Consider the following 26,890-nt stretch of genomic DNA (forward strand, 5'->3'; position numbering starts at 1 on the left):
CCATGTCCACCCCGGCGTCTGCGCGGTTACTCTGGCCCGGTGCGCCTTCCACCGAAGACGCAAAGCCGACAGCCGTCGCACTCCAGGGAGCACATCCATGGCCTCGTTGCCTACCCCTTCCGCTGACAGCCGGACCCGAGCCGCAGCCCTCCGTGAGGCACTCGCCACGCGCGTGGTGGTGGCCGACGGTGCCATGGGCACCATGCTCCAGGCGCAGGACCCCACCCTCGAGGACTTCGAGAACCTCGAAGGCTGCAACGAGATCCTCAATGTGACCCGCCCGGACATCGTCCGTTCGGTCCACGAGGCGTACTTCGCCGTCGGCGTCGACTGCGTCGAGACCAACACCTTCGGCGCCAACTTCGCCGCACTGGCCGAGTACGACATCCCCGACCGGAACTTCGAGCTGTCCGAGTCCGGCGCCCGCATCGCCCGCGAGGTCGCCGACGCGTACACCGCCTCCACCGGACAGCAGCGCTGGGTGCTCGGCTCCATGGGCCCCGGCACCAAGCTGCCCACCCTCGGGCACGTCGGCTACACCACCCTGCGCGACGCCTACCAGCAGAACGCCGAAGGCATGATCACCGGCGGCGCGGACGCCCTGCTGGTCGAGACCACCCAGGACCTCCTGCAGACGAAGGCCGCCATCCTCGGCGCCCGCCGCGCCCTGGACACCCTCGGCATCGACCTGCCCCTGATCTGCTCGGTCACCGTCGAGACCACCGGCACCATGCTGCTCGGCTCGGAGATCGGCGCCGCGCTCACCGCCCTTGAGCCGCTCGGCATCGACATGATCGGCCTGAACTGCGCCACCGGCCCCGCCGAGATGAGCGAGCACCTGCGCTACCTCGCCCGGCACTCCCGTATCCCGCTCTCCTGCATGCCCAACGCCGGTCTGCCCGTCCTGGGCAAGGACGGCGCGCACTACCCGCTGTCCGCCCCCGAGCTGGCCGACGCCCAGGAGACCTTCGTCCGCGAGTACGGCCTGTCGCTGGTCGGCGGCTGCTGCGGTACGACCCCGGAGCACCTGCGCCAGGTCGTCGAGCGGGTCCGCGACCTCACCCCGACCGTCCGCGAGCCGCGCCCCGAGCCCGGTGCCGCCTCGCTCTACCAGACGGTCCCCTTCCGCCAGGACACCGCGTACATGGCGATCGGCGAGCGGACCAACGCCAACGGCTCCAAGAAGTTCCGTGAGGCCATGCTGGAGGGCCGCTGGGACGACTGTGTGGAGATGGCCCGCGACCAGATCCGCGAGGGCGCCCACATGCTCGACCTGTGCGTCGACTACGTCGGCCGCGACGGCGTCGCCGACATGAGGGAGCTGGCGGGCCGGTTCGCCACCGCCTCCACCCTGCCGATCGTCCTCGACTCCACCGAGCTGGACGTCATCCAGGCCGGTCTGGAGAAGCTCGGCGGCCGGGCCGTCATCAACTCGGTCAACTACGAGGACGGCGACGGGCCCGAGTCCCGCTTCGTCAAGGTCACCGCGCTCGCCAAGGAGCACGGCGCCGCGCTGATCGCGCTCACCATCGACGAGGAGGGCCAGGCCCGTACCGTCGAGAACAAGGTCGCCATCGCCGAGCGCATCATCGAGGACCTCACCACCAACTGGGGCATCCTCGAGTCCGACATCCTCATCGACACCCTCACCTTCACCATCTGCACGGGCCAGGAGGAGTCCCGCAAGGACGGTGTGCACACCATCGAGGCGATCCGCGAGCTCAAGCGCCGCCACCCGGACGTGCAGACCACGCTGGGTCTGTCCAACATCTCCTTCGGACTCAACCCCGCCGCCCGCATCCTGCTCAACTCCGTCTTCCTCGACGAGTGCGTCAAGGCCGGGCTCGACTCGGCCATCGTGCACGCCTCCAAGATCCTGCCGATCGCCCGGTTCGACGAGGAGCAGGTCAACACCGCCCTCGACCTGATCTACGACCGGCGCACCGCGGACTACGACCCGCTCCAGAAGCTCATGGAGCTCTTCGAGGGCGTCAACACCAAGTCGATGAAGGCCGGCAAGGCCGAGGAGCTGCTCGCCCTGCCGCTGGAGGAGCGGCTCAAGCGCCGCATCATCGACGGCGAGAAGAACGGCCTGGAGAAGGACCTCGACGAGGCCCTGCAGACCCGCCCCGCCCTCGACATCGTCAACGAGACCCTGCTGGACGGCATGAAGGTCGTCGGCGAGCTCTTCGGCTCCGGCCAGATGCAGCTGCCGTTCGTCCTCCAGTCCGCCGAGGTCATGAAGAACGCGGTCGCCTACCTCGAACCGCACATGGAGAAGTCCGACGCCGAGGGCAAGGGCACCATCGTCCTCGCCACCGTCCGCGGCGACGTCCACGACATCGGCAAGAACCTCGTCGACATCATCCTGTCCAACAACGGCTACAACGTCGTCAACCTCGGCATCAAGCAGCCCGTCTCCGCGATCCTGGAGGCCGCCGAGGAGCACAAGGCCGACGTCATCGGCATGTCCGGTCTCCTCGTGAAGTCCACGGTGATCATGAAGGAGAACCTGGAGGAGCTCAACCAGCGCAAGCTGGCGGCCGAGTACCCGGTCATCCTCGGCGGCGCCGCCCTCACCCGCGCGTACGTCGAGCAGGACCTCCACGAGATCTACGAGGGCGAAGTCCGCTACGCCCGCGACGCGTTCGAGGGCCTGCGCCTCATGGACGCCCTGATCGCCGTCAAGCGCGGCGTCCCCGGGGCCAGCCTCCCCGAGCTCAAGCAGCGCCGGGTACGGGCCACCACGGCTGTCCTGGAGACCGAGGAGCCGCAGGAGGGCGGCCGCTCCGACGTCGCCACCGACAACCCCGTGCCCGAGCCGCCGTTCTGGGGCACCCGGGTCATCAAGGGCATCCAGCTCAAGGAGTATGCGAGCTGGCTCGACGAGGGCGCCCTCTTCAAGGGCCAGTGGGGCCTCAAGCAGAACCGCACCGGCGAGGGCCCCAGCTACGAGGAGCTCGTCGAGAACGAGGGCCGCCCCCGGCTGCGCGGTCTGCTGGAACAGCTCCACACCCAGAACATGCTGGAAGCCGCTGTCGTCTACGGCTACTTCCCCTGCGTCTCCAAGGGCGACGACCTGATCATCCTCGGCGAGGACGGCTCCGAGCGGACCCGCTTCACCTTCCCGCGCCAGCGCCGCGGCCGACGGCTGTGCCTCGCCGACTTCTTCCGCCCGGAGGAGTCCGGCGAGACCGACGTCGTCGGCCTCCAGGTCGTCACCGTCGGCTCCAGGATCGGCGAGGCCACCGCCAAGCTCTTCGAGGCCGACTCCTACCGCGACTACCTGGAGCTGCACGGCCTCTCCGTCCAGCTGGCCGAGGCCCTCGCCGAGTACTGGCACGCGCGCGTGCGGGCCGAGCTCGGCTTCGCGGGCGAGGACCCCGCCGACGTCGAGGACATGTTCGCGCTGAAGTACCGGGGCGCGCGGTTCTCCCTCGGCTACGGCGCCTGCCCCGACCTGGAGGACCGCGCGAAGATCGCCGAGCTGCTCCAGCCCGAGCGGATCGGCGTGCACCTCTCCGAGGAGTTCCAGCTCCACCCGGAGCAGTCCACCGACGCGATCGTCATCCACCACCCGGAGGCGAAGTACTTCAACGCGCGGTAGCTCCGCGTCGCACGGGGCGGAAAATCCCGCGCGACCCGGGAGAGAAACCACGATGCGTCCGGAACGTCCCGGACGTACACTGGTCGGTCCCATGCAGGCCGGCAGCCTTCCCATCCGGGAGGGGCTGCCGGCCTTCTCGTCCCTCTCGGAAGGTGTGCCGATGACCAGTACGGTCCCCGCGTCCTTGACCCGTACGGCCGAGGGCTCCGCCCTGCAGGCCGTCTTCCTCGACATGGACGGCACGCTGGTCGACACCGAGGGGTTCTGGTGGGACGCGGAGGTCGAGGCGTTCGGCGCGCTCGGCCATCAGCTCGACGAGTCCTGGCGGGACGTGGTCGTCGGCGGTCCGATGACCCGCAGCGCCGGCTATCTGATCGAGGCCACCGGAGCCGACATCACCCTCGCCGAGCTCACCGTGCTGCTCAACGAGAAGTTCGAGGAGCGGATCGACCGCGGCGTCCCCCTCATGCCGGGCGCCGAGCGGCTGCTGGCCGAGCTGGCCGCGCACAACATCCCCACCGCCCTGGTCTCCGCCTCGCACCGCCGGATCATCGACCGGGTCCTCGCCTCCCTGGGGCGCGACCGGTTCACCCTCACCGTCGCGGGCGACGAGGTGCCCCGGACCAAGCCGCACCCCGACCCGTACCTGCACGCCGCCCGGGGCATCGGCGCCGAACCGTCCCGCTGCGCCGTCATCGAGGACACGGCCACCGGCGTCGCCTCCGCCGAGGCGGCCGGCTGCCGTGTGGTCGCCGTCCCCTCCGTCGCCCCCATCGCCCCCTCGGCCGGCCGGGTCGTCGTCCGCTCCCTCGAAGAAGTCGATCTCCGCTTTCTGCGCACCCTGATCACGGGAATGCACTGAACCGCGCACCGAGCGTGGCGCGGGTAATGCCGGCGAATTCGGCCGGGCTTTCCAAAGGAAAAGCCCGGCCGTGACCTTGGTCACGCACCGTGGCGCCGACCGGATGGCCTGTCCGTAGCGTCATGTCCGGAATCCACCGCAGCGCCCCACCCATGTGTCCCGATTCGGTAATCCGTGTACGAATCCTTCCGTTGCATGGTCATCGAACGGAGTGCATTACCGATCACTGTGCGCATTGGCGCCCCCTTGGGTGCGGTCCGGCTTTCCTGACGCCGCCGACTAATCTTTCGCGAGTACTTCGCCGCACCTTCCGCGTGCCGCGGTGACAAACCCAAGTCGCCGTGCGCACAGGACCGATCGCACGTTCCCGGCCCGATCGCTCCCGCCCCGACCGGGCGGCAGCGGCGGAGTGTCCACGACACCGCTGTATCTCAGTGCCGGATGAGGGAGAACGTCCAGGATGAACCGCAAGACTCTGGCGCTGCCGGCCTTGGCCGGCCTGCTCGCCCCCGTACTGGTCGCCTGCGGCGCCTCGAACGGCGGATCGGGCGGCGGCGGCGACATAGTCGTGGGCACCACGGACCAGTTCGTCGCGACCGAGGACGCTCCCGCCCCCTTCGACCCGGCCTTCGCCTACGACACCGGTGCCTGGAACGTCCTGCGCCAGACCGTCCAGACGCTGATGCACGTCCCCCGCGGCAGCGGAGCGCCGGTCCCCGAGGCCGCCGAGAAGTGCGGCTTCACCGACAAGGTCAGTCAGAGCTACCGCTGCACCCTGCGCGACGGCCTGACCTTCGCCGACGGCACCCCCGTCACCGCCGAAGACGTCAAGTTCTCCATCGAGCGCGTGCTTGACATCAAGTCCGACAACGGCACGGCCGCCCTGCTCGCGGGCATCGACACCGTCGAGCCCAAGGGCGACAAGGAAGTGGTCTTCCACCTCAAGACCCCGGACGCCACCTTCCCGTACAAGCTCTCCACCCCTGTCGCCGGCATCCTCAGCAAGGCCAAGTACGACGGCAAGAAGCTCCGCGACGGCTTCGCGATCGACGGCTCCGGCCCGTACACCGTCCGCATCGACCACGACGGCGAGCGGGCGACCCGGGCCGTCTTCACCAAGAACCCGAAGTACAAGGGCGACATCAAGCTCAGCAACGAGAAGGTCGAGCTGCGCTCGTACGCGGACGCCGACGCCATGGGCAAGGCCTTCGACGCCGACGAGATCGACCTGATGACCCGCGCCATGTCGCCGGACCAGATCAAGGACCTCACCGACAAGCCCAAGGACAGCGTCAAGCTCACCGAGGTGCCCGGTCTGGAGATCCGCTACCTCGGCTTCAACACCGAGCACCCCTCGGTCAAGGACAAGGCCGTACGCCAGGCCATGGCCGCCGTCGTCGACCGCGGCCAGATCGCCGGCAAGGTCTACGGCTCCACCGCCCAGCCGCTGTACTCGCTGGTCCCCTCCAGCATCGCCGGGCACACCAACTCCTTCTTCAACCGCTACGGCGAGCCCAACGCGCGGCAGGCCGCGGACATCCTCCGCGATGCCGGCGTCTCCACCCCGGTGAAGCTGACCCTGCACTACACCACCGACCACTACGGCCCTGGTACCGCCAAGGAGTTCGAGGCACTGCGGGGCCAGCTCAACGCCACCCGGCTCTTCGACGTCACCGTCAAGGGCGTCGAGTGGTCCAAGTTCAGGCCGGCCCAGAAGCGCGGCGACTACGCCGTCTACGGCCTCGGCTGGTTCCCCGACTTCCCGGACCCCGACAACTACATCGCCCCCTTCCTTGACGCGGACAACTTCCTCAACACGCCCTACGCCAACAACGTGGTGCGCGGGCAGCTGATCCCCGCGTCCCGCCGCGAGGCGGACCGCACCGCCGCGGCCGGCACCTTCGCCCGGATGCAGGACATCGTCGCCACCGACGTGCCCGTCCTCCCGCTGTGGCAGGGCAAGCAGTACGTGGCCGCCCAGGCCGACGTCAGCGGCGTCGAATGGGCGCTCAACACCTCCTCGGACCTGCAGCTCTGGGAGCTCGGCCGCGGCGGCGCCTGACCCCCTTCTGTGCCCGGCCGCGCAGCCGCACGGCCGGTTGAAAGTGATCAAAGGCAAGGTTCAAGGTTCTGTGAAGGCACACAACAAGTGGCTGACGGCCCCGCTCGCCGCGGGGGTGGCCGCCGCCCTGCTCAGCGGCTGCGGTTCGGAGAAGACCGGCGAATCCGCCGGCGGCGGCAACGCCGTCGTCGTCGGCATGTCCGACGAGGTCCTGGCGACGGACCCCGCCGCCGGTTACGACCCGGGCTCCTGGCTGCTCTTCAACAACGTCTTCCAGTCCCTGCTGAGCTTCCCCAAGGGCGCCTCCTCCCCGGAGCCGGAGGCCGCGGAGAAGTGCGGCTTCGCCCAGGGCGGCAGCACCGTCTACCGCTGCACACTGCGCAGCGGACTCAAGTTCAGCAACGGCAACCCGCTGACCTCGAAGGACGTCAAGTACTCCTTCGAGCGCGCGATGAAGATCAACGACGAGTCCGGCCCGGCGCCGCTGCTCTCCACCATCGCCTCCATCGAGACGCCGGACGACCAGACCGTCGTCTTCAAGCTCAAGGTCCCGGACGCCACCTTCCCCAGCAAGATCGCCTCGGGCGCCGGCTCCATCGTGGACCACCGCGAGTACGCCGCCGACGGACTGCGCACCGACGGCAAGGCGGCCGGCTCCGGCCCGTACAAGCTGGAGTCCTTCGACGACGGCCAGGCCGTCTTCTCGGTCAACCCCGAGTACCGCGGCAACGCCAAGCCCAAGAACGGCGGCATCACCCTCAAGTTCTTCAAGGGCGACCGCAAGGCCCTCTCCGACGCGCTCGGCAAGGGTGACATCGACGTCGCCTACCGAGGCCTCGCCGCCGGCGACATCGCCACCCTCCAGGGCTCCGAGGACGCCAAGGGCATCTCCGTCATGGAGGGCACCAGCGCCGAGGTCCAGCACCTGGTCTTCAACGTCAAGGACCCGGTCGTCGGCAAGCTCGGCGTCCGCAAGGCCATCGCCCACATCGTCGACCGCGACGCCCTGGTCCAGCACGTCCACCGCTCCACGGCCACCCCGCTGTACTCGATCGTCCCGGCCGGCGTCGTCGGCCACAACACCGCCTTCTTCGACGCCTACGGCGGCCGCCCCGACGTCGACAAGGCCCGCAAGGCGCTGCGTTCGGCCGGCGTCAAGGACAAGGTCAAGCTCACCCTCTGGTCCACGCCCAGCCGTTACGGCCCGGCGACCGACGAGGAGATCGCGGCGATCGTCGGCCAGCTCAACAAGAGCGGCCTGTTCGACGCGACCATGAAGTCCGTGCCGATCGAGCAGTACGAGAAGGACATCAAGGCCGGCAAGTACGGCGTGTACGTGAAGGGCTGGGTCCCCGACTACCCGGACCCCGACAACTTCACGCAGCCGTTCTTCGGCGCCGGTAACGTTCTCGGCAACAACTACGAGAACCTCACCATCTCCAAGACGCTCATCCCGCGGACCTCCGCGACCGCCGACCGCTCCACCACCGAGAAGGACTTCGCCGACCTCCAGCACATCGTCGCCGAAGAGCTGCCGCTCCTGCCGCTGTGGCAGGGCAAGCAGTACGCGGTCGCCCGCGGCAACATCACCGGCCTGGAGTGGACCCTCGACGCCTCGACCGTCTTCCGCTTCTGGGAGATCAAGAAGGGCTGACCCGCCCCGCGCACACGACGGCGCCCCCTCGGCTCACTTGCCGAGGGGGCGCCGCCGTATGCCGACCCGAAGTCGACGCGTCGAAGCGCTGACGCGCCGTCACTGCGCCCCGGGGCGCACCAGACCGCTCTCGTAGGCGTACACCGCCGCCTGCACCCGGTCCCGCAGACCGAGCTTGGTCAGCACGTGCCCCACATGCGTCTTGACCGTCGTCTCGCTCACGAACAGATCCGCCGCGATCTCCGCGTTCGACAGCCCACGCGCCACCAGCTTGAGCACCTCGACCTCACGCTCCGTCAGGGTGTTCAGCGCCTGCGGCACCGGCTCCTCGCCGGACGGCAGATGGTCCGCGTACTTGTCCAGAAGACGACGCGTGATGCTGGGCGCCAGCATCGCCTCGCCCGCCGCGACCACCCGGATCGCCTGCACCAGCTCGTTCGCCGGCGCGTCCTTCAACAGGAAGCCGCTCGCCCCGGCCCGCAGCGCCTCCACCACGTACTCGTCCAGATCGAACGTGGTCAGCACCAGCACCTTCGCCGGACCGTCCCGGCCGGGACCGGTGATCTGCCGGGTCGCCTCGACCCCGTCCATCCGCGGCATCCGGATGTCCATCAGCACCACATCGGGCTGCAGCGCCCGCACCTGATCGAGAGCCTGGAGGCCGTCCCCGGCCTCGCCGACGACCGCGATGTCCTGTTCCGCCTCCAGAATCATCCGGAAGCCGGTGCGCAGCAGCGGCTGGTCGTCGACCAATAGGACGCGGATGGCCACGTGATCTCCTTAGCTAGACCGCCCCTATTGTGCCTTCGAGGGGCGCGCCGCCGTCGCGCAGGGCGGGCCGGGCGGGCGACGAACCATCCGCCGGGCCCCCACCGGCCGTCACTCGGCCGGGTCCGCCGACCGCGCCGGCACCACGGGCAGCGGATACACCGGAGGCGTCCCGCCGAACTCCGGGCACACCGACCGGTGGTCGCACCACCCGCACAGCTTCGTCGGCCGCGGCCGCCAGTCACCCGTCTCGGTCGCCTGCCGGATCGCCTCCCACAGCGCCAGCAGCTTGCGCTCCACCCGGTGCAGATCCGCCTCCACCGGGTCGTACGTCAGCACGTCCCCGCTGCCCAGATACACCAGCTGCAAGCGCCGCGGCAGCACGCCCTTCAGCCGCTGGATCACCAGCGCGTAGAACGTCATCTGGAAGAGCGCGCCCTCGCTGTACTCCGGCCGGGGCGCCTTGCCCGTCTTGTAGTCGACGATCCGCACCTCACCCGTCGGCGCCACGTCGATCCGGTCGATCACCCCCCGCAGCCGCAGGCCCGACTCCAGCTCCGTCTCCACGAACATCTCCCGCTCGGCGGGCTCCAGACGGGTCGGGTCCTCCAGCGTGAACCACCGCTCGACCAGCTGCTCCGCCTCGGCCAGCCACTGCCCGAGCCGCTCGCCCTCGGCGTCCCCCTCGAACAGCTCCGACAGCTCGGGCCGCGCCTCAAGGAGCCGGTCCCACTGCGCGGGGATCAGCGACTTCGCCCGCGGAGCCGTACGCTCCACCGCCGGATGGTCGAAGAGACGCTCCAGCACCGCGTGGACCAGCGTGCCCCGGGTCGCCGCCTCGCTCGGCTTCTCCGGCAGCTTGTCGATCACCCGGAACCGGTACAGCAGCGGGCACTGCATGAAGTCACTCGCCCGCGACGGCGACAGCGACGCGGGCGGCGACGCGGGGGACACGGCAGGGGGCTCGGCGGGCGACTCGGCGGGCGGCGAAGCGGCCTCCGACGGGGTCGGCTCGGCGTCCGTCGGCGGCTGCTGGCTCGTACTCATGACTCAGACCCTACGACCCGCCACTGACAGCGAGCGGAATACCATCGACTCAAGACCCCCACGCACTGCATGATCGAGGCAGTCACCTGCCCGTACCGTGAGACAGACCACAGCACGCGGGCCGGTCGCACGACGCTCGGCAACGAAGGGAACCCGTGAACCAGGACGACGAGAGCGGCGAGAGCACGAGGCCGCGGTCCGACACGGCGGGACCGAACCCCGGCAGCGGCACACCACCGCGCGAGGAACCCGGCGGCGGCATCCTCATGGGCCGCCCCTTCGGCGTGCCCGTCTACGTCGCCCCCAGCTGGTTCCTGGTCGCCGCCCTCATCACCTGGGTCTTCGGCGGCCAGCTCGACCGCGTCCTGCCGGAGCTCGGCAACGTCCGCTACCTGGTCTCACTCTTCTTCGCGGTCGCCTTCTACGCCTCCGTACTGGTCCACGAGCTGGCCCACACCGTCGCTGCCCTGCGCTTCAAACTGCCGGTGCGCCGCATCCAGCTCCAGTTCTTCGGCGGCGTCTCCGAGATCGAGAAGGAGTCCGAGACCCCCGGCCGCGAATTCGTCCTCGCCTTCGTCGGACCCCTGCTCTCGCTCGTCCTCGCCGGCGTGTTCTACCTCAGCATGAGCGCCGTCGAACCCGGCACCGTCCCCGGTGTCCTGCTCGCCGGCCTGATGATCTCCAACCTGATCGTCGCCGTCTTCAACCTGCTCCCCGGCCTTCCCCTCGACGGCGGCCGGATGCTCCGCGCCATCGTCTGGAAGATCACCGGCAAGCCGATGAGCGGCACCGTCGCCGCCGCCTGGGTCGGCCGCGCCCTGGCCGTCGCCGTCCTGGTCGGCCTGCCCCTGCTCACCCACACCGGCGCCCTCGGCAACGCCACCGAAGACATCAGCGGCATGGACACGGTCATGGACGCGCTCCTCGCCGCCATCCTCGCCGCGATCATCTGGACCGGCGCCGGCAACAGCCTGCGCATGGCCCGGCTGCGCGAACACCTCCCCGAGCTGCGCGCCCGTACGCTCACCCGCCGCGCCGTCCCCGTCGAGTCCGCCACCCCGCTCTCCGAGGCCCTGCGCCGCGCCAACGAGGCGGGGGCCCGCGCCCTCGTCGTCGTCGACGGCCAGGGCGCCCCGACGGCCCTGGTCCGCGAGACCGCCATCGTCGGCGTCCCCCAGCACCGCCGCCCCTGGGTCGCCGTCAGCGGCCTCGCCCAGGACCTCACCGACGGCATGCGCATCCCCGCCGAGCTGGCCGGCGAGGCCCTGCTCGACCGGCTGCGCGCCACCCCGGCCACCGAGTACCTCGTCGTCGAGGAGACCGGCGAGATCTACGGCGTCCTGTCCACCGCGGACGTCGAGCGGGCCTTCGTACGAGCCATGGCACGACCCACCACATAGCTGCCGGTAGGCTGGTCACATGTCCGAACCGACCGGTGCCGCCCGCCGTCGCGGGCCCTTCAAGGTCGGGGACCAGGTCCAGCTCACCGACCCCAAGGGACGCCACTACACGTTCACGCTCGAGGCCGGAAAGAACTTCCACACCCACAAGGGTTCTTTCCCGCACGACGAGCTGATCGGTGCTCCCGAGGGCAGTGTTGTCCGTACCACGGGAAACGTCGCCTACCTCGCGCTGCGCCCCCTGCTCCCCGACTACGTCCTGTCCATGCCCCGCGGCGCCGCCGTGGTCTACCCCAAGGACGCGGGGCAGATCCTGGCCTTCGCCGACATCTTCCCCGGCGCGCGCGTCGTGGAGGCGGGAGTGGGCTCCGGCTCGCTCAGCAGCTTCCTGCTCCGCGCGATCGGCGACAGCGGCATGCTCCACTCCTACGAGCGCCGCGAGGACTTCGCCGAGATCGCCAAGGGCAATGTCGAGCGCTACTTCGGCGGCCCGCACCCGGCCTGGCAGCTCACCGTCGGCGACCTCCAGGACAACCTGTCCGACACCGACGTCGACCGCGTCATCCTGGACATGCTCGCCCCCTGGGAGTGCCTGGAGGCCGTCTCCAAGGCGCTCGTCCCCGGCGGCATCCTCTGCTGCTACGTGGCGACCACCACCCAGCTCGCGCGGACCGTGGAGTCCATCCGCGAGTTCGGCTGCTACGCCGAGCCGCAGCCGTGGGAGTCGATGATCCGCAACTGGCACGTCGAGGGCCTGGCCGTCCGCCCCGACCACCGGATGATCGGACACACCGGCTTCCTCGTCACCGCCCGCCGCCTCGCGGACGGTGTGGAGCCCCCGATGCGCCGCCGCCGTCCGGCCAAGGGCGCCTACGGCGAGGACTACGAGGGCCCCAACAAGGGCTGACGCCCTCACAACGCAACGGTGCCGCCGCCGAGTTCCCGCCGACCACGGGGAACTCGACGGCGGCACCTTCACGTTCACGGGGTCCGACCCCGCCTGTTCCGCCCTCCTGTGACGTATGGCACGATGCTGGCCACCCCACCGCACCACCACGCCACAGGAGACATCCCGCGTGCAGCCCGCAGTCCTTCCGGACCTCGCGCACACCCACACCCGCCCGGTGCACTGGCTCGCCACCGCGGCGGCGATGGCCGCGGTCGTGGCGGGCGCCCATCTGCTGCGGCCCGACGCGGCCACCGCCTCGTCCACGGCCCCCGCGGTCGCCCCCGCCTCCGCCGCCGTACCGGCCCCGGACCCGGCCGCCGTGACCTTCCCTCTGGAGTGCGGGGGAGCGCCGAGCGTGGTGGCCCGCAAGGCGTCCGGAGACCTCGACGGAGACGGCCGGCCGGAGACCGTCGCCGTGGCCCACTGCGCCGCCGGCTCAGGGGCGCCCCCGCACGGCGTCTACGTACTGACCCACGGGCGGCAGAGCCCCGCGCGCGTGGTGGCCACCCTCATCGCGCCGGCGGAACGGAAGAACGTGACCGCGCTCGCCGTACGTGACGGGGCGGTGACCGCGACCCTGCTCGGCTACTCGTCGCCGGACGTTCCGAGCTGCTGCCCGGACCGCCGGGAGCGGGTCAAGTGGCAGTGGAAGGGCGGGAAGTTCATCAGGACCGCCCAGGCCGAAGCGCGGAGTGTGTGATCCGTCACTCCGCGTCGGGGCCGAAGACCTCGACCCTGTCCGAAACGCGCCTGACGTGGATGCAGTCGCCCGGGCACTCCTTCGCCGAGTCGATCACGTCCTGGAGCAGCGGCAACGGCACCGGCGTGGTGGCACCCTGGTCCTGGAGCAGCTCGTCCTCGGCGCTCTTCACATAGGCCAGACCGTCGATGTCCAGCTCGAAGACCTCAGGGGCGTACTGCGCGCAGATGCCGTCACCGGTGCACAGGTCCTGGTCGATCCAGACCTCCAGGGCGTCGCCCGCCGTCGCGGAGGGAGCCTCGTCCTGCACGGTCATATCTCCTGCCGTTTCCTGCGCCCGGTCCTGCGGTCCGGTGAAGCAAAGTGAAGTAAGTCGGTACAGCCCTGACGGGTGTTGACCACTCCGACCTTACAACCGCCCGCTTTCCGATGTTGATGGGTGGGTATTCCCCAGGCGTGAGGGAGAGCGCAAGGGTGAAGATCGGACACGCCTCGACAGTCTTTGTGATCTAGGGGTTTCAATCACCACCCACCCAGGTAGGGTCAGGAAGCGTCCAGCTCCCCTTGGAGGAGGTGAGGACCGTGGCAGCCCACGACGACGACATCAACCGCGGCATCCGGCCGGGGCGGGGGTCTGAAGACCCTGCCGGCCAGGTTGCCTATCTCGAGCAGGAAATCGCCGTCCTGCGACGCAAGCTCGCCGACTCTCCGCGTCATACGAGGATTCTCGAAGAGCGGATCGTCGAGCTGCAGACCAACCTGGCCGGCGTGTCCGCGCAGAACGAGCGGCTCGCAAACACGCTCCGCGAGGCCCGTGACCAGATCGTGGCCCTCAAGGAGGAGGTCGACCGGCTCGCGCAGCCGCCGGCCGGCTTCGGTGTCTTCCTGCAGGCCAATGAGGACGGCACCTGCGACATCTTCACCGGGGGCCGCAAGCTCCGGGTGAACGTCAGCCCCAGCGTCGAGCTCGACGAGCTCCGGCGCGGCCAGGAAGTCATGCTCAACGAGGCGCTGAACGTGGTCGAGGCCATGGAGTTCGAGCGCGCCGGGGACATCGTCACCCTCAAGGAGATCCTCGAGGACGGCGAGCGCGCCCTGGTGGTCGGGCACACCGACGAGGAACGGGTGGTCAGGCTCGCCGAGCCGCTGCTGGACGCCACCATCCGCCCCGGCGACGCCCTGCTGCTCGAGCCCAGGTCCGGCTACGTCTACGAAGTGGTGCCGAAGAGCGAGGTCGAGGAACTCGTCCTCGAAGAGGTTCCGGACGTCGACTACGACAAGATCGGCGGTCTGGGCAACCAGATCGAGCTGATCCGCGACGCGGTCGAGCTCCCGTACCTCTACCCGGACCTCTTCAAGGAGCACGAACTGCGGCCGCCGAAGGGCATCCTGCTCTACGGCCCGCCGGGATGCGGCAAGACGCTGATCGCGAAGGCGGTCGCCAACTCCCTTGCCAAGAAGGTCGCCGAGGTGACCGGCCAGCCCGCGGGGAAGAGCTACTTCCTCAACATCAAGGGCCCCGAGCTCCTCAACAAGTACGTCGGTGAGACCGAGCGGCACATCCGCCTCGTCTTCCAGCGTGCCCGGGAGAAGGCGAGCGAGGGGACCCCCGTCATCGTCTTCTTCGACGAGATGGAGTCCCTCTTCCGCACTCGTGGCTCCGGTGTCAGCTCGGACGTGGAGAACACCATCGTCCCGCAGCTGCTCGCCGAGATCGACGGTGTGGAGGGCCTGGAGAACGTCATCGTCATCGGCGCCTCGAACCGTGAGGACATGATCGACCCGGCGATCCTGCGGCCCGGCCGGCTCGACGTCAAGATCAAGATCGAGCGCCCCGACGCCGAGGCCGCCAGGGACATCTTCGCGAAGTACCTCACCCCCTCCCTCCCGCTGCACGCGGACGACCTGTCCGAGCACAGCGGGTCGAAGGAGGCCGCCGCCCACGCCATGATCCAGTCGGTCGTGGAGCAGATGTACGCGGAATCCGAGGAGAACCGCTTCCTGGAGGTCACGTACGCCAACGGCGACAAGGAAGTCCTGTACTTCAAGGACTTCAATTCCGGCGCGATGATCCAGAACATCGTCGACCGGGCCAAGAAGATGGCCATCAAGGCATTCCTCGACCACAACCAGAAGGGCCTTCGGGTCTCCCACCTCCTCCAGGCATGCGTGGACGAGTTCAAGGAGAACGAGGACCTGCCGAACACCACGAACCCGGACGACTGGGCCCGCATCTCCGGAAAGAAGGGCGAGCGGATCGTGTTCATCCGCACGCTCGTCACCGGAAAGCAAGGCGCGGACACCGGACGCTCCATCGACACGGTGGCGAACACCGGTCAGTACCTGTAAGACGCGGACCGGCTGCGGATGTCCTGGGATCCCCCCGCCCGACGGCAGGGGGTGGGCATCCGCAGCCGGCTGCGTTCCACGGTCTTCGGCCATGATTCGACGACACCGGAGCAATGACGGAATTGATCTCCCCACCAGCGCAGAGCCGCTCTAGGCTCTTCGGTACCGACGGGTCGCGCAGTGCGGGGACGGGCACCGCACACGCACCGGAGAAGCAGCGGTACTTGAGCGCCGTTCCCGAACGGGAGCGCCGCCGGGCAAGGAGGGCCGCATGACCGTACGGCGAGTAATGGGCATCGAGACGGAGTACGGCATCTCCGTCCCGGGCCATCCGAACGCCAATGCCATGCTCACCTCGTCCCAGATCGTCAACGCGTACGCGGCGGCGATGCACCGGGCGCGCCGCGCCCGCTGGGACTTCGAGGAGGAGAATCCGCTGCGGGACGCCCGCGGCTTCGACCTCGCCCGCGAGGCCGCCGACTCCAGCCAGCTCACCGACGAGGACATCGGCCTGGCCAATGTGATCCTCACCAACGGTGCCCGGCTCTACGTCGACCACGCGCACCCCGAGTACAGCGCCCCCGAGGTCACCAATCCGCGCGACGCCGTCCTCTGGGACAAGGCCGGCGAGCGGATCATGGCGGAGGCGGCCGAGCGGGCCGCCCAGCTGCCCGGGGCCCAGCCGATCCACCTCTACAAGAACAACACCGACAACAAGGGCGCCTCCTACGGGACGCACGAGAACTACCTGATGAAGCGGGAGACCCCCTTCTCGGACATCGTGCGCCACCTGACCCCGTTCTTCGTCTCGCGCCAGGTCGTCACCGGCGCCGGGCGGGTCGGCATCGGCCAGGACGGCCGGGAGCACGGCTTCCAGATCAGCCAGCGGGCGGACTACTTCGAGGTCGAGGTCGGTCTGGAGACGACCCTCAAACGCCCCATCATCAACACCCGCGACGAGCCGCACGCGGACGCCGAGAAGTACCGCCGGCTCCACGTGATCATCGGCGACGCCAATCTCTCCGAGATCTCGACGTACCTGAAGCTCGGCACGACGGCGCTGGTGCTGTCCATGATCGAGGACGACTTCATCAATGTCGACCTGGCCGTGGACCAGCCGGTGCGCACCCTGCACCAGGTCTCCCACGACCCGTCGCTCCAGCATCTGATCACGCTCCGCAGCGGCCGGACACTCACCGCTGTCCAGCTCCAGATGGAGTACTTCGAGCTCGGCCGGAAGTACGTGGAGGAGCGCTTCGGCGCGGACGCCGACGAGCAGACCAAGGACATCCTGGTCCGCTGGGAGGACACCCTCAACCGGCTCGAGAACGATCCGATGAGCCTGTCCGGGGAGCTGGACTGGCTCGCCAAGCGGGAGCTCATGGAGGGCTACCGCCGCCGGGACAGCCTCGACTGGGACGCGGCCCGGCTGCACCTGGTGGACCTGCAGTACGCCGACGTACGGCCCGAGAAGGGCCTGTACAACCGTCTGGTGGCCCGCGGGAAGATGAAGCGCCTCCTGGACGAGCCCGCCGTCGAGAGGGCCGAGACGAAGCCTCCAGAGGACACCAGGGCCTATTTCCGGGGCCGGTGCCTGGAGCAGTACGCCGACGACGTGGCCGCGGCCTCGTGGGACTCGGTCATCTTCGACCTGCCCGGTCGTGACTCACTGCAGCGGGTGCCCACCCTGGAGCCACTGCGGGGCACCAGGAACCACGTCAAGGAGCTGCTGGACCGCTGCCGTACGGCGGAGGAGCTGGTCCGCGTGCTTTCCGGCGGCTGAAAGGGCCTTCCAAAGGGAATCATGGGGGTGGCCCCCCGGTTCTTGCAGTAACTGCGGGGCCGATGTCAGACCCGCCTTGTAGGGTCTGATCTTGACAGACCCAACCGAGCGGGCCGATTCGAGCGGGGTGAGGGACATGGCGACCAAGGACACCGGCGGCGGACAGCAGAAGTCGACGCGTTCGACCGAGGAGGTCGAGGAGCAGGCGCAGGAAGCGCAGGCATCCGAGGACCTCAAGGAGCGGCAGGAGAAGCTCTCGGACGACGTCGACTCCGTACTCGACGAGATCGACGACGTCCTGGAGGAAAACGCGGAGGACTTCGTGCGCTCCTTCGTGCAAAAGGGCGGCGAGTAACTCCCCCAAAGTTCGCCGGGGGATTCCCAGTTGTCCGCCCCGGGGCCGCGGTGAAAGCCGTGGGCACCGGGGCGGATGACCGGCGGTGGTACGGGTAATGTCCGTGCACAGTACGCAAGATCGGCCCGGCCTCCGACGGCGGGCCGCCTCTCCCATCCGGAAGGAAACGCGTGGAAGCCAACCCTCGTAGCACCGGGCGTCTGCCGGCAGCCTTCCTGACGCCGGGCTCGTCCTCGTTCCTGGACTTCCTGGCCGACCACTCGCCGGAGCTGTTGCCGGGCCGGCGCACGCTGCCCGTGCAGGGCGCCGTCGAGGCGCCGCACGGCACCACCATCGTCGCCACGACCTTCCCCGGCGGCGTGGTGCTCGCCGGTGACCGCCGGGCGACCATGGGCAACATGATCGCGCAGCGCGACATCGAGAAGGTCTTCCCGGCCGACGAGTACTCGGCCGTGGGCATCGCCGGAACCGCCGGCCTCGCCGTGGAGATGGTCAAGCTCTTCCAGCTGGAGCTGGAGCACTTCGAGAAGGTCGAAGGCACCCAGCTCTCCCTGGAGGGCAAGGCCAACCGGCTCTCCACGATGATCCGCAGCAATCTGGGCATGGCCATGCAGGGCCTGGCCGTCGTCCCGCTCTTCGCGGGCTGGGACGTGGACCGTGAGAAGGGCCGCATCTTCTCCTACGACGTGACCGGCGGCCGCTCCGAGGAGCACGGCTACGCCGCGACGGGCTCGGGCTCGATCTTCGCCCGCGGAGCCATGAAGAAGCTCTACCGCGAGGATCTGACGGAACAGCAGGCGACCACCCTCGTCGTCCAGGCGCTGTACGACGCGGCCGACGACGACTCGGCGACCGGCGGCCCGGACGTGGCCCGACGGATCTACCCCATCGTCACGGTCATCACGGACGAGGGCTTCCGCCGGCTCACCGAGGCCGAGTCCTCCGACATCGCCCGCTCGATCCTGGAACGCCGTCTCGAACAGCCGGACGGCCCGCGCGCCGCGCTGCTCTGATGTTCTCCTCCATGACAGAAAGGGACGGATAGCCGGTGTCGACGCCGTTCTATGTCTCACCCCAGCAGGCCATGGCCGACCGGGCGGAGTACGCCCGCAAGGGCATCGCCCGTGGACGCAGCCTGGTCGTGCTGCAGTACGCCGACGGCATCGTCTTCGTCGGCGAGAACCCGTCCCGCGCGCTGCACAAGTTCAGCGAGATCTACGACCGGATCGGCTTCGCGGCCGCCGGCAAGTACAACGAGTACGAGAACCTCCGGATCGGCGGCGTGCGCTACGCCGACCTGCGCGGATACACCTACGACCGCGACGACGTCACCGCGCGGGGCCTCGCCAACGTCTACGCCCAGACCCTGGGCACGATCTTCTCCAGCGCGGGGGAGAAGCCGTACGAGGTGGAGCTCGTGGTCGCCGAGGTCGGCGCGGCGCCCGAGGGCGACCAGATCTACCGGCTGCCGCACGACGGATCGATCGTGGACGAGCACGGCTCGGTCGCGGTCGGCGGCAACGCCGAGCAGATCAGCAGCTTCCTGGACCAGCGGCACCGCGACGGCATGTCGCTCGCCGAGGCGCTGAAGCTGGCCGTGCAGGCGCTGTCCCGGGACACCAACGGCACGGAGCGGGAGATCCCCGCCGAGCGCCTGGAGGTGGCGGTCCTGGACCGCACCCGTCCCCAGCAGCGCAAGTTCAAGCGCATCGTCGGCCGCCAGCTCGCCCGGCTGCTGGAGGCGGACGGCGCCCCGTCGACCCCGACGGACGCGCCCTCCGACGAGGCCCCCGAGACCGGCGAGGACACCCCGGGGACGGCCGCGGAGTAGCCGCGCCAGGACCGATGCCGGCACCGGCCCCGGACCGCCCGCCTCCGCGGACGGTCCGGGGCCGGTGCCGTGTCCTCAGGCCGCCGGCGGGGGCCCTGAGGAGCCCCGGGGCACCAGGGTCACCGGAAGGTCCCCGGAGAGCGCCGGACGGCCCTCCAGGACGGCGAGGAGGGCCTCCATGCCCCGCTCGCCGATGCGCTCGGCCGGCAGCCGGACCGTCGTCAGCTCCGGTTCGACCGCCGTCGCCAGCGCCAGATCGTCGAACCCGGTGACCGACACGTCTTCCGGGATCCGCAACCCCAGGCGCCGTACCGCCTTGCACGCGCCCGCCGCCAGGATGTCGTCGTCGCAGATCAGGGCCGTGGGCCGGGGGCCGGGAGCGGTCAGCGCGCGCTCGGCCGCCTCCCGGGCGCCGTGCACGTCCAGCGGCGCCCGTACGGTCCGTACGGACACCCCCCGTAGCGCCTCGGCCAGCGCCGCGGCGCGTACGTCGAAGGTCCAGGACGGCACCGCCGAGGCGAGATGGGTGAAGCGGCGGTGGCCGAGCGCTAGCAGATGCGCCGTCACCTGCCGCATGCCGTCGGCGACATCGAGATTGACCCGCGCCGCCGCGGCCGGGTCGGCCGGATCGCTGTCCAGCATCACCAGCGGCAGATCGCTGCCCCGGATCGCGTCCAGCGCCCGCGCCGCCATCGACGAGGCGATCACCCCGTCCAGCGCGGCCCTGGCCGACGCGAAGGGGTCCCTGGCCGGCCCGACCCCCTCCGGGGAGGGGTAAAGCACCACGCCGAAGCCGTGCCGGGCGGCCACCGTCGCCGCGCCCGTGTACACCCGCGCGAAGAACTCGTTGGTGAGCGCCGGGACGACCAGCAGCGCGGTCCTGGTCCGGCCTAGCCGGAGATTGCGGGCGGCCAGATTGGGCCGGTAGCCCAGCCGCCCGGCCGCGTCCCGGACCAGCTCCGCGGTCCGCTCCGAGACCCGCCCGCGCCACTTGTCGCCGAGCACCAGCGACACCGTGGCCTGCGAGACCCCGGCGGCGCGGGCGACGTCACGGCTGGTCGGCCGGGTCCCGCCACGGGGTTCCGGGGTCTGCACACATGCCTCCGCGATCGTACGGTCCCGCCCGCGCAGTGGACCGGGGGTGGACCGGCGGGCTGTCGCCATGGTACGTATGGAAGACCGGACGTTATACGTAACACCTCGGGGGACACCGAGGGGGAGGAGCCGCACATGGCCACCGAGGCCAAGGCCGCCGGGGGATATCTCGACATCCTCAGGGCGCCGCACGCCGCCCGGCTCCTCGCCGGGACGCTGGTCGGCCGCCTCCCCAACGCCACGGCGCCCATCGCGATCGTGCTCTTCACCCGCGCCGAAGGTGGCAGCTACAGCCTCGCCGGCGGCCTCGCCGCCGCCTACGGCGTGGCCAACGCCATCGGGCAGCCCCTGCTCGGCCGCGCCGTCGACCTGTACGGCCAGCCGCGCGTCCAGCTCCCCGCCGCCGTGGTCTCGGCCCTCGGCGCGGCCCTGCTCGCCGTCCTCGGCGTCGAGCCGCTCCTGCTCGCCTACCTCGCGGTCGTCGTCGCCGGACTGTTCACCCCGCCCCTCGAAGGCGGACTGCGCGCCCTGTGGCCCGGCGTCCTCGGCCGGGAGGACCGGGTCCACCGGGCGTACGCGATGGACGCCATAGCCCAGGAAGTCATGTTCACCGTCGGCCCGTTGCTGGTGACCCTGCTGGTCGCGCTGCACTCGCCGGCCGCCGCCCTGCTCGTCGTCAACGCCGTCGGGGTCCTCGGTGCTCTGTCCGTGGTCGTCTCCGCACCCTCGCGCGCGTGGCGCTCGGCCCCCCGCGAGGCCCACTGGCTGGGGGCCCTGCGCTCACCCGGGCTCCTCGCCCTGCTCGGCTCCTTCTTCTTCGTCGGCCTCGCGCTGGGCTCCATCACCGTCGCCGCCGTCGCCTACGCCGACGACCACGGCCAGGACTCCGTCTACGGCTGGCTGATGGCCGCCCTCGGCCTCGGGGCGCTCGTCGGCGGCGCGCTCTACGGTGCCCGCCAGTGGGCGGGAGCGCCCGAGCGCCGACTGCGGGTCATCACCGCGCTGCTGGCCCTCGGTTACCTGCCGCTCATGCTGACCCCCGGTGTGCCCGCCATGACCGCGCTCTCGGCCCTCGCCGGACTCTTCCTCGCCCCCGCGCTCGCCTGCGCGTTCATCGTCGTCGACCGCCACGCCCCGCGGGGGACCGTCACCGAGGCGTTCTCCTGGCTCGTCACCACCTTCGGTGTCGGCGCCGCGGTCGGCACGGCCGCCGCCGGACCCGCCGTGGAACTCTCCGGAACCACCGCCGGTTTCGCCGTCGCCGCGGCGGGCGGAGCGGCGGCCCTGCTGGTCCTTCTCGCCACCGGGCGGGTCCTCACGGCTCCCGCCCCCACCGCGCGACACGCCGAAGTCATCACGAGCTCATCGGAAAATGATCGAAACGGTGCAGTCGAACCCGGTTTCAGCTCAGGCCAGCAGGCGTAATGTTCAGACATGGACCGCCGCATTTTCGGGCTGGAGAACGAGTACGGCGTCACGTGCACGTTCAGGGGACAGCGCCGACTGTCTCCTGACGAAGTGGCGCGCTACCTCTTCCGCCGTGTCGTGTCATGGGGCCGCAGCAGCAATGTCTTCCTGCGGAACGGCGCCCGCCTCTACCTCGACGTGGGATCGCATCCGGAATATGCCACACCCGAATGCGACAACGTGACCGAACTGGTCACCCACGACAAGGCCGGCGAGCGCATTCTCGAAGGCCTGCTCGTCGACGCAGAACGCCGCCTGCACGAGGAGGGAATCGCCGGCGACGTCTATCTCTTCAAGAACAACACCGACTCGGCGGGAAACTCCTACGGCTGCCACGAGAACTATCTGGTCGCCCGCCACGGAGAGTTCTCCCGGCTCGCGGACATCCTCATTCCGTTCCTGGTCACCCGTCAGCTCATCTGCGGTGCCGGAAAGGTGCTGCAGACCCCGCGCGGCGCCGTCTACTGCGTCAGCCAGCGCGCCGAGCACATCTGGGAGGGCGTCAGCTCCGCCACCACCCGCTCACGCCCCATCATCAACACCCGTGACGAACCGCACGCCGACGCCGAGCGGTACCGCCGGCTGCATGTCATCGTCGGCGACTCGAACATGTCCGAGACGACCATGCTGCTCAAGGTCGGCGCCACCGACCTCGTCCTGCGCATGATCGAGGCGGGCACGGTCATGCGCGACCTGACGCTGGAGAACCCGATCCGGGCGATCCGCGAGGTCAGCCACGACATCACCGGACAGCGCAAGGTACGCCTGGCCAGCGGACGCGAGGCGTCCGCCCTGGAGGTCCAGCGCGAGTACTTCGACAAGGCCGTGGACTTCGTCGACCGCCGCGGCATCCGCAGCGGCACCGTCGCCCAGGTCCTGGAGCTCTGGGGCCGCACGCTCGACGCCATCGAGGCCGAGGACCTCGACCGGATCGACACCGAGATCGACTGGGTCATGAAGTACAAGCTCATCGACCGGTACCGCGCCAAGAACAACATGACCATGTCGCATCCGCGGGTCGCCCAGATAGACCTCGCGTACCACGACATCCACCGCCGCCGGGGCCTCTACTACCTCCTCGAACGCAAGGGTCAGGCCGCCCGGATCTGCAACGACCTCAAGATCTTCGAGGGCAAGTCGGTGCCCCCGCAGACCACCAGGGCGCGGCTGCGCGGCGACTTCATCCGGCGTGCCCAGGAACAGCGCCGGGACTTCACCGTCGACTGGGTGCACCTCAAGCTGAACGACCAGGCGCAGCGGACCGTGCTGTGCAAGGACCCCTTCCGGTCGGTCGACGACCGGGTGGAAAAGCTGATCGCCGGAATGTAGGGCCATCCCCTCGGAACGTCACCCGGGCCCCGTACGTTTCTCGTGCGGGGCCCGTGGCACGCCCTAGAGTGTCGGGCAACCAATGTGCCGTCTGAGATCTGAGGAACACGTGCGCCGACTTGCCGGCCTTCTCGTCGTCCCCCTGCTGCTGCTGTCGGCGGTGGCCTGCGGCGACGAGGGCTCCGATTCCGCCTCGATGAAGAACGGACTGCCCGCCATCACGGCGGGAGACAAGTTCGGAGAGAAGCCCACCCTCGCCAAGGGCGAGGGCGACCCGCCCAAGGAACTCAAGGTCAACGTCATCAGTGAGGGCGACGGCGCGGTCACCAAGAAGGGCGACGCTCTCCAGGTCAACTACCTCGGACAGGCCTGGGACTCCGACAAGCCGTTCGACAACAGCTTCGACCGCAAGCAGCCGTTCGATCTGACGCTCGGTGCCGGACAGGTCATCAAGGGCTGGGACCAGGGCCTGGAGGGCCAGAAGGTCGGCAGCCGCGTCGAGATCGGCATTCCGCCGGAGCTCGGCTACGGCGCAAAGGGCCAGGGCGACATCAAGCCCAACGCCACCCTCGTCTTCGTGGTGGACATCCTCAAGTCGACCACGATCCCCAAGTCCGCCGCGGGCACCCCGGTTGCCCAGGACAACATCGACCTGCCGAAGGTCGGCACCAACACCGACGGCAAGGCCCCGACCGTCACCGTCCCCAAGACCGACCCGCCCGCCAAGCTCGTCTCCAACTACGTCCTGGAGTCCAAGGGCGTGGCCGTCAAGGCCACTGACACGGTCGTCGTGAACTATGTCGCGACACTGTGGAAGGACGGCAAGAAGTTCGACTCCACCTACGACACGGGCAAGACCGCGAACTTCCCGCTGGCGCAGGTCACCCTCAAGGGTCTCAAGGACGGCCTCGTCGGCAAGAAGGTCGGCAGCCGCGTCCTGATCGTCGCCCCGCCCGCCGACGCCTTCGGCGACAAGGAGCAGCAGGGCATCCCGAAGAACTCCACCCTGGTGTTCGCCGTCGACATCCTGGCGAAGATGTAAGACTGTCCCCTGCCCGTTCATCAGTTTGAGGAGCAGTTTTCGTGAGCATCGACAAGCCCGAGGTCGACTTCCCGGGTGGCGAGCCGCCCAAGGACCTGGAGATCAAGGACCTCTGGGAGGGCGACGGACAGGTCGCCAAGGCGGGCGACTTCGTGAAGGTCCACTACGTGGGTGTGTCCTTCTCCACCGGTGAGGAGTTCGACTCCTCCTGGAACCGCGGTACGCCGCTGGAGTTCCAGCTCGGTGCCGGCCAGGTCATCCAGGGCTGGGACGCGGGCATCCAGGGCATGAAGGTCGGCGGCCGCCGCCAGCTGATCATCCCCGCCCACCTCGCCTACGGCGACCGTGGCGCCGGTGGCAAGATCGCCCCGGGCGAGACCCTGATCTTCGTCTGCGACCTCGTCGCCGTCTGATCGGCCAGGCCGGTCGTACGACAACCGAAGAAGACGACCGGAACCGGTCGTCGTGAGGGCCCGTGCCTGCCGGCGCGGGCCCTCGGCTTTTCCCGCGACACCCCGGGGCGGTACGGTCATCGGGCAAGTGACTCCATCAGAAGAGGTGCAGGGCGTCGATGGCGATTGCCAAGGCCGAGCGGCTGATGAATCTGGCGCTGTGCCTGCTGGGAACCCGGCGCCCACTGAGCAAGCGTGAGCTCCGTGGGTCCATCGAGGCCTACCTGGAGGCCGGGTCCGACGACTCCTTCAACAGGATGTTCGAGCGGGACAAGGACGATCTCCGCGAGCTGGGGCTGATCATCGAGACCGTCGAGAACCTCGACGGCGACACCGGCTACCTCGCCCGCCGCGACTCCAACCGGCTGCCGCCCATCACCCTGGACGCCGAGGAGGCCGCGGCCCTCGGGCTCGCCGCCAAGGTGTGGCAGCAGGCCCGCCTCGCGGGCGCCGCCAGCGGCGCGCTGCAGAAGCTCCGCGCCGCCGGTATGCCGGAGGCGGAGGACGCGTACGACGACCGGCACAGCGCCCTCGAACCGCGCATCCCGGTCCACGAGACCGCCTTCGAGCCGCTGATGCTCGCCTGCCGCGACCGCCGCCCCGTCGTCTTCGACTACCGCAAGTCGAACGCCGCCCGCCCCGAGACCCGGCAGGTCGAACCCTGGACCCTGGAGTGCTGGCGCGGCCACTGGTACCTCGCCGGCTGGGACCGGGACCGCGGCGCCGAGCGGGTCTTCCGCCTCTCCCGCATCACCGGCAAGGTCCGCTCCCGGGCCGGCGCCTTCACCGCGCCCGTACCCGACGTGTCGACCGTCCGGGAGACCGTGGAGAGCTGGGCCGGTGAGACGGCGACCCGGTCGGCCGTCATCCGGCTCCGTACCGGCTGCGGCTACCCGCTGCGCGCCCGCGCCCTGTCCGTACGGGAGCGCGGCGACGGCTGGGACGAGCTGGAGATCCCGTACGGGCACGGACTGGACGCCTGGCTCGTCGAGTTCGGCCCGGACGTCGTCGTGGTGGAGCCCGCGGATCTGCGGGCCGACGTGGTGGACCGGCTGCGCGCCGTCGCCAAGGGCTGAGGGGACGAACAAGCGATGGCCACGAACGCGATCGACCAGACCCGGCGGATGCTGTCCCTGGTGACCTACCTCCGTGAGCGCCCCGGCGCCCATGTGCAGGACGTCGCCCGGGCCTTCGGGATCAGCGAGGACGAGCTGATCTCCGACCTCGACGTGCTGCCCATGTGCGGGACCAGCTTCCGCGGCGGCGACCTGCTGGACATCGACACCGACGGCGACCGGATCTGGTGGCACAACCCGGACGACGTCGCCGAGCCGCTGCGGCTCGCCGCCGACGAGGCCACCGCGCTGCTCGTCGCCGCGCGCGCCGTCGCCACCCTGCCCGGGCTGCGCGAGGGCGACCGGGACGCGCTGCTGCGCGCCACCGCCAAGCTGGAGACCGCGGCCGGGGAGGCCGCCGGTGCCAGCTCCCGGCTCTCGGTCACCTTCGAGTCCGAGGGCGGTGTCTTCGCCGAGGTCGACCGGGCCATCTCGGAGCGCCGCCGGCTCTGGCTGCGCTACTACTCGCCCGCGCGCGACGAGCTCACCGAGCGCGAGGTCGACCCGATCCGGCTGTTCGCCGTCGGCCACACGTACATGGAGGCCTGGTGCCGCCTCTCCGAGGCCCGGCGCACCTTCCGCCTCGACCGGGTCGCCGAGATCCGGATCCTCGACGACCCGTCCGCGCCGCCCGAGATCGAGCTGCGGGACCTCTCGGAGGGGCTGGTCCAACCCTCCGCCGAGGACCCGGAGGTCGTGGTGGAGGTGGGGCCCGGCGGGCGCTGGGTCGCCGAGTACTACCCGCACGACAGCGCCGAGGAGCTCCCGGACGGCGGTCTGCGCATCACGCTGCGGACCCCCGCCCCCGCCTCGCTGCGGCGCCTCGCGCTGCGGCTCGGCCGGGACGGCCGGATCGTCGCCCCGCAGGACCTGGCGGACAGCGCCCGCCAGGCGGCCGCCGAGGCGCTGGCCGCCTACGACGGGCAGGACTGACGTACCTCACCGGCGGGGCCGCGTGACCCCGCCGGACCCGAACGAGCAGGCCGGACCGGAGACGACCGAGCACACCGAGGTGAGAGAGTT

Annotated in this window: 22 protein-coding genes; 18 read left to right on the forward strand and 4 right to left on the reverse strand. The window is 70.0% G+C overall.

What is annotated here, in order from left to right; all coding sequences use genetic code 11:
* Nucleotides 1-97: 97 nt before the first annotated feature.
* The 4 genes from metH to ACZ7LT_RS30935 all read left to right on the forward strand — a co-directional run bounded on the left by metH (nucleotide 98) and on the right by ACZ7LT_RS30935 (nucleotide 8,185).
* A complete protein-coding gene (gene metH / locus ACZ7LT_RS30920) occupies nucleotides 98-3,607 on the forward strand; it encodes a methionine synthase (protein ID WP_471239411.1) in 3,510 nt (1,169 codons plus the stop codon).
* A gap of 160 nt (nucleotides 3,608-3,767) precedes the next feature.
* Nucleotides 3,768-4,469 carry an HAD family hydrolase gene (locus tag ACZ7LT_RS30925; RefSeq protein ID WP_471239412.1) on the forward strand — a complete coding sequence of 234 codons (702 nt, stop codon included), beginning with the start codon at nucleotides 3,768-3,770 and terminating at the stop codon, nucleotides 4,467-4,469.
* Between the two features lie 460 nt (nucleotides 4,470-4,929).
* On the forward strand, nucleotides 4,930-6,531 hold the full coding sequence (locus ACZ7LT_RS30930; RefSeq protein ID WP_471239413.1) for an ABC transporter substrate-binding protein: 1,602 nt from the start codon (nucleotides 4,930-4,932) through the stop codon (nucleotides 6,529-6,531).
* A 70-nt stretch (nucleotides 6,532-6,601) separates the two neighbouring features.
* The gene (locus ACZ7LT_RS30935) at nucleotides 6,602-8,185 is read left to right on the forward strand and encodes an ABC transporter substrate-binding protein (protein ID WP_471239414.1); all 1,584 of its coding nucleotides are present in this window, start codon (nucleotides 6,602-6,604) and stop codon (nucleotides 8,183-8,185) included.
* Nucleotides 8,186-8,284: 99 nt separating this feature from the next.
* On the opposite strand, the gene ACZ7LT_RS30940 is transcribed toward ACZ7LT_RS30935, so the two are convergent.
* A complete protein-coding gene (locus ACZ7LT_RS30940) occupies nucleotides 8,285-8,956 on the reverse strand; it encodes a response regulator (protein ID WP_471239415.1) in 672 nt (223 codons plus the stop codon).
* A 108-nt stretch (nucleotides 8,957-9,064) separates the two neighbouring features.
* On the reverse strand, nucleotides 9,065-10,000 hold the full coding sequence (locus tag ACZ7LT_RS30945; RefSeq protein ID WP_471239416.1) for a RecB family exonuclease: 936 nt from the start codon (nucleotides 9,998-10,000) through the stop codon (nucleotides 9,065-9,067).
* 155 nt (nucleotides 10,001-10,155) lie between these two features.
* On the opposite strand from ACZ7LT_RS30945, the gene ACZ7LT_RS30950 reads away from it, so the two are divergent.
* The 3 genes from ACZ7LT_RS30950 to ACZ7LT_RS30960 all read left to right on the forward strand — a co-directional run bounded on the left by ACZ7LT_RS30950 (nucleotide 10,156) and on the right by ACZ7LT_RS30960 (nucleotide 13,049).
* The gene (locus ACZ7LT_RS30950) at nucleotides 10,156-11,400 is read left to right on the forward strand and encodes a site-2 protease family protein (RefSeq protein WP_471239417.1); all 1,245 of its coding nucleotides are present in this window, start codon (nucleotides 10,156-10,158) and stop codon (nucleotides 11,398-11,400) included.
* 19 nt (nucleotides 11,401-11,419) lie between these two features.
* Nucleotides 11,420-12,307: a tRNA (adenine-N1)-methyltransferase gene (locus ACZ7LT_RS30955; RefSeq protein ID WP_019884997.1), complete on the forward strand. Its 888-nt coding sequence runs from the start codon at nucleotides 11,420-11,422 to the stop codon at nucleotides 12,305-12,307.
* 169 nt (nucleotides 12,308-12,476) lie between these two features.
* Complete coding sequence (locus ACZ7LT_RS30960; protein ID WP_471239418.1) at nucleotides 12,477-13,049, forward strand: hypothetical protein; 573 nt, start codon at nucleotides 12,477-12,479, stop codon at nucleotides 13,047-13,049.
* Nucleotides 13,050-13,053: 4 nt separating this feature from the next.
* Here ACZ7LT_RS30960 and ACZ7LT_RS30965 read toward each other — a convergent pair whose 3' ends face one another.
* Nucleotides 13,054-13,365 carry a ferredoxin gene (locus tag ACZ7LT_RS30965; RefSeq protein WP_471239419.1) on the reverse strand — a complete coding sequence of 104 codons (312 nt, stop codon included), beginning with the start codon at nucleotides 13,363-13,365 and terminating at the stop codon, nucleotides 13,054-13,056.
* Nucleotides 13,366-13,631: 266 nt separating this feature from the next.
* On the opposite strand from ACZ7LT_RS30965, the gene arc reads away from it, so the two are divergent.
* From arc to prcA, 5 genes are all read left to right on the forward strand, one after another.
* Entirely contained in the window at nucleotides 13,632-15,398 is a 1,767-nt protein-coding gene (gene arc / locus ACZ7LT_RS30970) for a proteasome ATPase (protein WP_471239420.1), read from the forward strand.
* Between the two features lie 271 nt (nucleotides 15,399-15,669).
* Entirely contained in the window at nucleotides 15,670-17,181 is a 1,512-nt protein-coding gene (dop, locus tag ACZ7LT_RS30975) for a depupylase/deamidase Dop (RefSeq protein ID WP_471239421.1), read from the forward strand.
* Between the two features lie 136 nt (nucleotides 17,182-17,317).
* Nucleotides 17,318-17,536, forward strand: a complete 219-nt coding sequence (locus tag ACZ7LT_RS30980) for a ubiquitin-like protein Pup (RefSeq protein ID WP_019884990.1) — start codon at nucleotides 17,318-17,320, stop codon at nucleotides 17,534-17,536.
* 170 nt (nucleotides 17,537-17,706) lie between these two features.
* The gene (gene prcB, locus ACZ7LT_RS30985; RefSeq protein ID WP_471239422.1) at nucleotides 17,707-18,549 is read left to right on the forward strand and encodes a proteasome subunit beta; all 843 of its coding nucleotides are present in this window, start codon (nucleotides 17,707-17,709) and stop codon (nucleotides 18,547-18,549) included.
* A gap of 35 nt (nucleotides 18,550-18,584) precedes the next feature.
* Nucleotides 18,585-19,367, forward strand: a complete 783-nt coding sequence (gene prcA / locus ACZ7LT_RS30990) for a proteasome subunit alpha (protein ID WP_471239423.1) — start codon at nucleotides 18,585-18,587, stop codon at nucleotides 19,365-19,367.
* Between the two features lie 75 nt (nucleotides 19,368-19,442).
* Here the strand turns inward: prcA and ACZ7LT_RS30995 are convergent, their stop codons facing one another.
* Complete coding sequence (locus ACZ7LT_RS30995) at nucleotides 19,443-20,462, reverse strand: LacI family DNA-binding transcriptional regulator (RefSeq protein ID WP_471239452.1); 1,020 nt, start codon at nucleotides 20,460-20,462, stop codon at nucleotides 19,443-19,445.
* A 135-nt stretch (nucleotides 20,463-20,597) separates the two neighbouring features.
* On the opposite strand from ACZ7LT_RS30995, the gene ACZ7LT_RS31000 reads away from it, so the two are divergent.
* The 6 genes from ACZ7LT_RS31000 (at nucleotide 20,598) to ACZ7LT_RS31025 (ending at nucleotide 26,800) form a co-directional block, all read left to right on the forward strand.
* Nucleotides 20,598-21,887 carry an MFS transporter gene (locus tag ACZ7LT_RS31000; RefSeq protein ID WP_471239424.1) on the forward strand — a complete coding sequence of 430 codons (1,290 nt, stop codon included), beginning with the start codon at nucleotides 20,598-20,600 and terminating at the stop codon, nucleotides 21,885-21,887.
* Between the two features lie 9 nt (nucleotides 21,888-21,896).
* On the forward strand, nucleotides 21,897-23,258 hold the full coding sequence (gene pafA / locus ACZ7LT_RS31005) for a Pup--protein ligase (RefSeq protein ID WP_019884983.1): 1,362 nt from the start codon (nucleotides 21,897-21,899) through the stop codon (nucleotides 23,256-23,258).
* A 109-nt stretch (nucleotides 23,259-23,367) separates the two neighbouring features.
* Complete coding sequence (locus tag ACZ7LT_RS31010) at nucleotides 23,368-24,300, forward strand: FKBP-type peptidyl-prolyl cis-trans isomerase (RefSeq protein WP_471239425.1); 933 nt, start codon at nucleotides 23,368-23,370, stop codon at nucleotides 24,298-24,300.
* A gap of 41 nt (nucleotides 24,301-24,341) precedes the next feature.
* Nucleotides 24,342-24,713 carry an FKBP-type peptidyl-prolyl cis-trans isomerase gene (locus tag ACZ7LT_RS31015; protein ID WP_471239426.1) on the forward strand — a complete coding sequence of 124 codons (372 nt, stop codon included), beginning with the start codon at nucleotides 24,342-24,344 and terminating at the stop codon, nucleotides 24,711-24,713.
* Nucleotides 24,714-24,871: 158 nt separating this feature from the next.
* The gene (locus ACZ7LT_RS31020; RefSeq protein WP_471239427.1) at nucleotides 24,872-25,828 is read left to right on the forward strand and encodes a helix-turn-helix transcriptional regulator; all 957 of its coding nucleotides are present in this window, start codon (nucleotides 24,872-24,874) and stop codon (nucleotides 25,826-25,828) included.
* Nucleotides 25,829-25,843: 15 nt separating this feature from the next.
* A complete protein-coding gene (locus tag ACZ7LT_RS31025) occupies nucleotides 25,844-26,800 on the forward strand; it encodes a helix-turn-helix transcriptional regulator (protein ID WP_471239428.1) in 957 nt (318 codons plus the stop codon).
* The last annotated feature ends 90 nt before the right edge of the window (nucleotides 26,801-26,890 follow it).

It is taken from the genome of Streptomyces sp. NPDC039465 (assembly GCF_055639315.1).